7 protein-coding genes are annotated in these 8,010 nt (G+C 66.7%); 3 read left to right on the top strand and 4 right to left on the bottom strand.

Going from position 1 to position 8,010, the window contains the following annotated elements; genetic code table 11:
• Positions 1–398: hypothetical protein (locus FJ091_18025; GenBank protein ID MBM4385253.1), on the bottom strand; the 398-nt coding region annotated here is incomplete at its 3' end.
• A 182-nt stretch (positions 399–580) separates the two neighbouring features.
• Between FJ091_18025 and FJ091_18020 the strand changes: the two genes are divergently transcribed.
• Both FJ091_18020 and FJ091_18015 read left to right on the top strand, forming a co-directional pair.
• The gene (locus FJ091_18020; GenBank protein MBM4385252.1) at positions 581–2,548 is read left to right on the top strand and encodes a hypothetical protein; all 1,968 of its coding nucleotides are present in this window, start codon (positions 581–583) and stop codon (positions 2,546–2,548) included.
• Positions 2,549–2,577: 29 nt separating this feature from the next.
• Positions 2,578–3,351 (top strand): hypothetical protein, encoded by a 774-nt coding sequence (locus tag FJ091_18015; GenBank protein MBM4385251.1) that lies wholly within the window; start codon positions 2,578–2,580, stop codon positions 3,349–3,351.
• Here the strand turns inward: FJ091_18015 and FJ091_18010 are convergent.
• Both FJ091_18010 and FJ091_18005 read right to left on the bottom strand, forming a co-directional pair.
• Positions 3,348–4,322 (bottom strand): hypothetical protein, encoded by a 975-nt coding sequence (locus FJ091_18010; protein ID MBM4385250.1) that lies wholly within the window; start codon positions 4,320–4,322, stop codon positions 3,348–3,350. The genes FJ091_18015 and FJ091_18010 overlap by 4 nt on opposite strands.
• 189 nt (positions 4,323–4,511) lie before the next feature.
• Complete coding sequence (locus FJ091_18005; protein MBM4385249.1) at positions 4,512–5,324, bottom strand: hypothetical protein; 813 nt, start codon at positions 5,322–5,324, stop codon at positions 4,512–4,514.
• Positions 5,325–5,464: 140 nt separating this feature from the next.
• On the opposite strand from FJ091_18005, the gene FJ091_18000 reads away from it, so the two are divergent.
• Positions 5,465–6,718 (top strand): class I SAM-dependent methyltransferase, encoded by a 1,254-nt coding sequence (locus FJ091_18000; protein ID MBM4385248.1) that lies wholly within the window; start codon positions 5,465–5,467, stop codon positions 6,716–6,718.
• On the opposite strand, the gene FJ091_17995 is transcribed toward FJ091_18000, so the two are convergent.
• The gene (locus tag FJ091_17995) at positions 6,693–7,988 is read right to left on the bottom strand and encodes an SGNH/GDSL hydrolase family protein (GenBank protein ID MBM4385247.1); all 1,296 of its coding nucleotides are present in this window, start codon (positions 7,986–7,988) and stop codon (positions 6,693–6,695) included. The two genes, FJ091_18000 and FJ091_17995, sit on opposite strands and share 26 nt — an antisense overlap.
• Positions 7,989–8,010 lie beyond the last annotated feature (22 nt).

Raw genomic sequence — 8,010 nt, 5'->3', positions numbered from 1 at the left:
GACTCAGGCCGACCCTTGAGATCGAGATCGACGATCACGGAACTGCCGCGCTCCAGCTTCGGCTCCCGACGCTCCTCCTCTGGTTGCGGCTGCCGCTCGGGTGAGAGTCGGCGTTTGTCTGCGGCTCCATCGAGAGCTTGGCGGCGGCGCGCGTCGCCTTGTCGTGATTCCTCGCGAGTCGGCTCGCCCGCCGCTCTGGATCGAAGGAACTCCTCGAGGATGGCCTGCTGCTGCTCCGGCGGCAGGCTCTTGAAGAGCTCCGTCTGCTCCTCGGTGACCTCTGACTCTTGGGCGGGAGCGAGCGCGGGGATCATCAAGAGCAGCGGGAGCGCGAGTGTTTGGAGAACCCGAGTCGCGCTGCGCACCGTCCCGGTTACTGCTGCTTCGAGTCTCGTCACCGCTGAAACTGCCTCTCCGTGAACGCTTCCCGTCGTCGAACGCGACCCGCCAGCGCTCAACACGCGACCGGAGGGCCCCGCATCCTCGCATGAACCCGGCTCGGCGCAACGGGGTTTCGTGGCGCCCCGCCAGTTGCCTTCGCGTCTTTCCCGCAGCTCGATTCAGTTAGGCTCGACCGATCATGTTGCGTCGCATCCTCGCGGTTTCGGTGCTCTGCTTCTTGGCTTCAGCGACCGCACTGGCGCGCGGGCCGAGCCCCTACTTGCCTCAGAACCTCGACCCTGAGGCTGAGCTCGACGTCGAGCGCGTGTTGATCCTCGCGGGGGTCGCGCATCTGACGCGGCCGATACCGGCTGCCGTGGTTCTCGAGGCACTGCCCCGCGCGTGCCGCATCGACGCCCGCCTGTGCCAACGCGTGAGCGGCATCCTCGCTCGCTACACGGGCAAGCTCTCGGTGACGCACGCCGCGCTCGCGGGGGCGGCGACGGGCGGCGCCGACACCGTGATCGCCAACCGGCACGGCCTTCGAAGCGACAGCGCTTGGGAGGTCTCCGCGCGGGCCCAGTGGCAGCCCTTCGACCACGCGATCGTGTCCGCGGGAGCAATCGCGTTCGACGGGGACGTGACACCCACCGGGTCTCTGCTGAGCGTCGGCTGGAGCAAGTTCCAGGTCGACGTCGGCTGGCGAGATCATTGGCTCTCTCCGTTCACGGACAGCGCCCTCCTGCTCTCGACCGAAGCCCCGACGATGCCCTCGGTCACGATCTCGAACTACGAGCCGCTGACGCGCTTCGGCTTTCGCTACGTGGTCTTTGCCGCGCGCATGTCGCACAGCGACTCGATTCTCGACGCAGACGGCCGCACTTCTGGCCATCCCGGGATCTCTGGCGTTCATCTCTCGGCCGAACCGACTCCCGGTTGGTCGATTGGTGCGAGTCGCATCATGCAGTTCGGCGGCGGCTCTCGCCCTTCGTCGTTCAAAGAGCTGGCCAAGGCGTTCTTCGACCCCGCCGGCCGCGACAATGTGCTTCCCGGTGGCGGAATCACGGAGCAGTTCGGAAATCAGCTCGCCTCGATCACTAGCCGCTTCGTATTCCCTGGCCCCGTTCCGTTTGCGGTGTACGTCGAGCATGGCGGCGAGGACACGCTGAGCCGAGAGAACTATCTGCTCGGCAACGCAGCGGCCTCAATCGGGATCGACTTTCCGTCTCTCTTCGAAGACTTCGATCTGACCTACGAAGTGTCCGAGTGGCAGAACGCTTGGTACGTGCACCCGCTCTATGGAGATGGGCTCTCGAACGAAGGGCGCATCGTCGGTCACTGGGGCGGAGATCAGCGTCGCAAGGGCGACGCAGTCGGTGCACAGACGCACATGCTCCGCGTCGGTTGGCGACCCGCGTTCGGCGGCGCGTTTCAGCTCCGCTATCGCACGATTGAGAACGAGTCGTACTCATCCATCACCTACGAGCGCGGCCACGACTTCTCGCTGCGGTATACGCGCCCGTGGCGCGAGCTCTCGCTGGGTGCCGAGGTCCAAGCGGGGCGAGACACCGACGGCAAGAGCTTCTCTCGCGTGCTCGCTCTGGTGCGGTACTCACCGAACCACGAGTCGACCACGGCCGCGACTGTCACACCAGGCACAGGGGAGGAGAAGCCGGAGCGGCCACGCGGCGCCGAGCTGTTCGTCGACGCGGGCGCAAACCTCAGCCGCGTGTGGATCGACCTCGACCGCAATCTGCCGCTGCGCAAGACGAGCTGGGCGCCGGGCCTGCATGTCGCTGTCGGTGCGCGGCGGGCGATTTCAGCGCGGCAAGACCTAGGGGTCCGACTCGAGCTCGACGAAGTCGATGACGACTGGCTGGTCGGTGTGCGGATCCTCGACTACCGCGTGCGGATCGGGCGCCACTTCGCGGTGTCGGGCTTCTTCGGCGCCGCGCGCTGGGCGCTCGCCACGCCGGCGTACGGAATCTATGTCGGGGCTGGAGCCCAGTGGCGCGATCTGCTGCCGGGCTGGCACGTGGGGCTCGACGCTCGCTACGCGCCCAACATCGCCCGAGACGATCTGCTCCCGCAGGACCCGATCGGCAACCGGTCCTCCTCTTACCGCGGGGTGGTCGGTCTCTCGCTTTACCTCAGCCGAGGCTTCTAGATGCGCAGCGCGCGCCTCGCGGCCAGACCGTGCTGATCATCGCGATCCCGAAAAGCGCGAGCACAGCGCTAGTCGCGACGCTGAGCAAGGCGCACGCGCTGCCGATCCGCACGCGCGAGATCCGAGACGAAGTGCTGCTGCGCCGTCCGATCGCCGACGACTACTGGCACGTGGCACAGTTTCATCGCCGCGATTTCGTCGAGCTCGATGACTCCGTAGCCCGTGTGACAGCGAGCCGCGAGCTGCTCGCCAAGTTCCACTTCCCACCGACGCCGCGAAACCAAGCCGTGCTGCGCGGTACGCCGAAGGTCATCCTGTTGCGCGACGCTCAGGAGATCGTGTCCGCTTACCGGCGCGGCGAAGAGTCCGGCGCTTGGCCGACGAAGAGCTACGAGTTCGCTTACTGCTTCAGCGAAGCTGGCTGGCAGGAGCGAGCGCGGGAGACAGGCCTGCTGCGCGAGCTGTCGAACTTCGCAATCGGGTGGCGCGCGCACGACGGCGAGAAGCTCGTGCTGGACTCCGCCGAGCTCGTGGCCGCGCCCGAACAGTCGCTCACTCGAATCGAGACCTACTTCGGTCTGCGCGTGTCAGGCGTTCGTGAGCTCCAGCAGGAACGCTTCTCGCGCTCGCAAGCGGCGGGAGGACGCAGCTTCGCGCGCATGCTCTGGCACCGCCGCGGTCTCGTAGCGAAGCGCTTGCTCGCAGATGCCAACAGGCTCATCGTCGGCAACAGCAATTGGGCGAACGCCTACTTGGAGGGGCGCCGGCGCAGCCGCGAGGCCCCTCAGCCGCCCGGCGACTAGCGCAAGAAGCACTCCGACTCGATGCGCCCCCGCTGGAGGAACTCGGCAATTGCATCGGCCCCCCGCTGCGCCGCGCTGCGCTCGCGGTCGAAGGAGAACGTGTATTCGAACGCCTCGCGCTGTTCGACCGCGTATCCCGCAAACCCGTCGCGGGCGGCGCGCAGTGCCGGGCCCAGCTCACTCGCGCGCGTGATCACCGGACCGAAGTGCCAGTGGCGATAGCGGGCTGGACTGCGGCTGCGCGCGTTCTGCGCGTCGATGAAGACGCAGGGTCTCGGCTCCGCGATGAACTCGTAGACCTGACTGCTCGCGTCGCCGAGGTAGATGTCAGCGCCCCGCGTGTAGGTCATGTCGTTGCTCGCTTCGCTCCCGAGGTCGATCCGAATGTGCTCGATCTCGCGGAAACGGCGAGGAAGCCGAGCGCCGTGCCGCACCGAGCGCTCGAAGAGAAGAGTGTGAGGCGCGAGGATCAAGTTGTACTCGGTCTGCGCCGCGAACCAATCGAGCGCCGCACGGCCCTGCTTTTGCCATGACGACTCCGTCGCGTCGAAGTGTGGGTTGTAGAGCACCACCGGTTTGCGGTTCGGAAACCAAGCTTGCCGTGAGCTCGGTCCGTAAACCTCGAACTTCGGGTAGCCGACGATCGCGTAGGCGCCCTTGCGAAGCAGACCGCGCTCCTCGAAGAGGTCGACATACTTCCGCCCGGCGAAGAGGGTCAAGTCGACCTCGAGGGCGAGCTCGTCGAAGCTCCCGAGGCGATCCCCCTGGCCGTGGCGCGTGTTGATGATGATCAGGCGATCGAGGCCGAAGCGCGTCCGCAGCTGCAACACGGTGCGTTCCGGCGACACCACGGCGTCGAAAGCGCGAAAGAACTCGCGGTTGCGCGAGAGGATCCGCCGTTTCCCGAAGAACGTCAGACGCCCGACGGCGGACGCGACGTACCGCTCGAACCACGGAATCTCGAGACGCACGAACTCGACGCGGTGGCCCGCATATAGCGTCGCGATCCGCGCCGCAGCCTCGCACTGCGCATCACTCGTACACGCGACCGTGACTTCCGCGTTTTCGTGGCGCCGCGACAGTTCAAACGCAAAGGGTGCGGCGTGGGCCACTTGGTGAGTTGCGTAGTGATTGAAGAGGAAGCACACCCGCATGCAAGGTCACGATACCGGCGCAACGCGTTCGCGGGTCGATCCGTCGCGTTCTCCGGCTCCGATGGCCGGCGAATGCAGGGCAACAGGCTGTGCGATCCCATCCACCTCCAGCAACTCCCGGAGGCCGACGAGGCGCTCGGGCGCATTCGCAACCACCCACGAGAGCAACGCGTCGGCATCCTCCATCTCGCTGCCCATATACGCGCTCGACACGAATCGGACGTACTCCGAGCCGCGGCCTGCGAAGAGCGCTCGTAGCGGCCACGTGTTGTCGTGCGGAACCAACTCGCGGTAGTGATGGACGATGTACTGACTCGGCTGGAGTTCGCGGGCGCCCGCGATCCAGAGCAGAGCAATGCGGTGACAGCCTCCTCCCGCGAAGAGCTGCGCCTCTGCTCGCTTCCCGGTCTGCGTGCCGAGCACGCGGTCGGCGCTCTTCAGATTGATCGGGAAACGCTCGTCGAAGCCACGCCTGGCAAAAGACCTGCAAAGCGCAGCAGCCGCCGCCACACGCGCTTCGAACGCAGCGTCGATCCCAACATGCAATGCGTGAAGCCTTCGCGAGGAGCGGACCCAGCGAACGTCGCGGAACCAATTCCAGTACGGAGTGGTCTTTGCCCAAGCAGCCAGCTCGGGCAACGGCGCGCCGAGTCGCTCCTTTAGGCCGGAAAGGAAGTCGCGGCGCACGACGATGTCGTACCGCAACGGGCTGATGAGCGGCGCAATCCGCACGTTTCCGCTGCCGGCGAGTACGCGGTAACGACGGCGGCGAATCCGTGCGACCGCGCGCAGCCGCTGGACGCGAAGCCAGTGCCTCATCGCCGAGAGCGTCGTCGAACAGCGGCTTACCGACAACTCCCGGGTCCCCAGAGCAGTGCATGGCGTGACCGGCTACCCAAATGTGCGCCACTCGGAGACGCTGTTCCTCGAGATGGACCGAACGCGGCGGGAGAATCCCTGTGACGACCGTACCTGCTTGGACCAGAGGCGAGATCGAGCGCTTCCTCGAACGCGAACGGCTCGCGTACCAGCGGATCGAGCTGCCTCACGGATTGGCGACACCTGGCGAGAGTCGGGCGGGCATGTGCGACGTGATCTTCCGAGATGTCGCGGGGAAGTCGGTGCTCGATGTCGGCAGCTACCTCGGATACTTCTGCCAAGAGGCGCTCAGGCGTGGGGCTGTGTCGGCGCACGGCATCGAGGTCGACGCAAACAAAGTGCGCCAAGCACGCGCTCTCGCCGAGATGAACGGCCTCGCGGTGAGCTTCCAGCACGCCGACATCGAATCGTGCGCGCTCCCGGGCACCTACGACGTCGTGTTGTGCCTCAACGTCGTCCACCATCTGTTCGATCCGATCGGCGTCATCCGGCGCCTCGCGCGGGCTGCGCGCGAGAAGCTGGTGCTCGAAGTCGCGTCCCTCGATCCCCGGGACGCGCGCAAGCTCGGCCTGGGATTCTTTGCGCGGCGAGTCGTGACTCGTTTACCGATCCTCTACCTCGCATCGGGCGTTGGCAGCACCGCTGTCCGCACCAACGCGCAGAAGTTCTTCTTCACGCCCCACGCGGTGCTGCACTTGCTGCGCGATCACACGAAGTTGTTTTCGGCGGTCGAAGTGATGCCGTCGGGCTTCAAAGGCCGCTTCATCGCAATTGCGAAGCGACGCGAGATCTCACGCCTGCTGGTCGTCAGCGGTCCCACGGCCGCCGGAAAGACGACGTTCCTCGAACAGCTGAGCGCGGGAACGCTTCCTGCGGCGATTCGATCCCAGCTCCCCCCCGACTGCGAGCGCTGGCCGCTGCTTCGGGCAGCGAGTATCGGTAGCGAGGCACTGCATGCGATCGACGGCACACGTCTCGACGTGCCTCGGCTCGACGGGCTCGTGCTCGAGTACGACACGATGCGCCCGATCGAGACGGCGACCCACACGTTCGAGCGCGATTCTGCCCTGGACTTCATGGAGTGCGCACACGAGACGACCGTCGTCTCCCTGCAGCCATCCCCCGAACGGCTCTTGCGCCAACACCGAGCCAGCGAGGAGGCCGCGGCACGTTCTGGCGCGAAGCGGAGGCCCGCGCTGCGCCGGCATCGCGAGCAGCTCCTGGAGGACTACGCGAACACCGCGTTCGTTGAGGCAGAACAGGCGAAGTGGGCGAGCTACCTCTCCGCACGACATCCGGGCGCACGCGTCATCGCGCCTCGCTGGCCGGCGTAGTCTTTTCGGTCGTCGGCGCCGACGAAGCGGATCCGAGCGCCCGCGCAACCGCTTCCGCCGCTACGGCGTGACCGGTCGGAGTGAAGTGGACGTTGATGGGGAAGTAGAGCAGCCGCGCAGCGCGCTCGCGCCGGGCCGCCTCGTGAAACGCTGGTGTGAGATCGACGAACTCGACGCCGAGCGCCTCCGCACGCTGACGGATGTGCGTGCGCTGCGCTTGCGAAAACTGCGGCATTAGACGTGCCAGCGTTGGATCCTCGAACTCCACGAACTCCGCGTAAGCCGTGTGCGCGGAGGGCGCGTATGAGATCACGGCGCGGAACCCGCGGCGCCGCCCCGCGGCGGCGAAGGCCTCGAGGGCACCATCCAGCGCGTCTAGCGAGACCCGGCCGGCGGCGAGCTCACGCGCGCTTCGCACCTCGTCTTGGTCCGTGTTACGCACGTTCATCGCGACGACCGCGTCCGGAAAGCGCAGCCGGTACCGGAAGTTCACGCGCTCGCGCGCGTCCCCGATCGCAGCCTCTGCCAGCGAAGAGGACCCGCGCGCGATCGCGACGACCGCGAGGTTATAGGCGTAGCTGCGGCGGCCCAGTGCGTTCCCGAGAAACGGAGCAGGCTCGAAGCGATAACGCCGAAAGCTCGCGCGCTCCGAGTATCGCTCCCGCTCCTCGATGTCGGCACGCAGGTAGCGGTGATGGCGCACCGCATCCCGCAGGTCGTTTCCCTCGTAGATCTGCATGATCACCAGCGACGGCTCGAGCGCGACGCCGAAGGTCTCGAGCAGCTGGACATACTCGTACGGGCCGTACCCGCCCCGCCCGAGGTTGTGTGCCCGCGTTCCGAGGCGGCGCGCGAGGACGGAGGGCCACGTCGCGGCGGGCTCGGGTGGATGGCACGCGGTGAACGAGTCACCGATCGCAACGAGCGCAGGGGATCGCGCGCGGGCGTTGTCGCCCGAGGCGTTACAGAAGCCGCTGGCGTCCATGACCAGCTCACAGCGCTCGCCGGTGTCCTCGAACTCAAAGCGGATGCGGGAGTTCGGCTTGAACACCCGCAGTGGCGGACCGCCGTCGCTCCGCTCCACGAGATAAGTCTGACCCTCGTGAGGCAATCCCCGACGCTGGGCGATGCCGCTGCGGATCCCAGGCTCGAAGCGCTTGAGCAGGCTCGTGGGGATCGCCGCGGGGACGATTCGCAGCGCGGCTTCGAGGAAGGCGAGCGTGATCAGGGTGAAGACTGCGCCCGCACCAAGAGAACGGACCCATCCCATTGCAACGCGACGGATTCTGCTA

This window comes from Deltaproteobacteria bacterium (genome assembly GCA_016875395.1).
Taxonomy (GTDB): Bacteria; Myxococcota_A; UBA9160; order UBA9160; family UBA6930; genus VGRF01.
This window is presented reverse-complemented; position numbering and strand designations above follow the sequence as displayed.

What these genes read in the sequence shown, in the direction of transcription:
- FJ091_18005 (MBM4385249.1), bottom strand. Translation starts at nt 5,324, where the DNA reads ATGAGGCACTGGCTTCGCGTCCAGCGGCTGCGCGCGGTCGCACGGATT.
- FJ091_17995 (MBM4385247.1), bottom strand. Translation starts at nt 7,988, where the DNA reads ATGGGATGGGTCCGTTCTCTTGGTGCGGGCGCAGTCTTCACCCTGATC.
- FJ091_18020 (MBM4385252.1), top strand. Translation starts at nt 581, where the DNA reads ATGTTGCGTCGCATCCTCGCGGTTTCGGTGCTCTGCTTCTTGGCTTCA.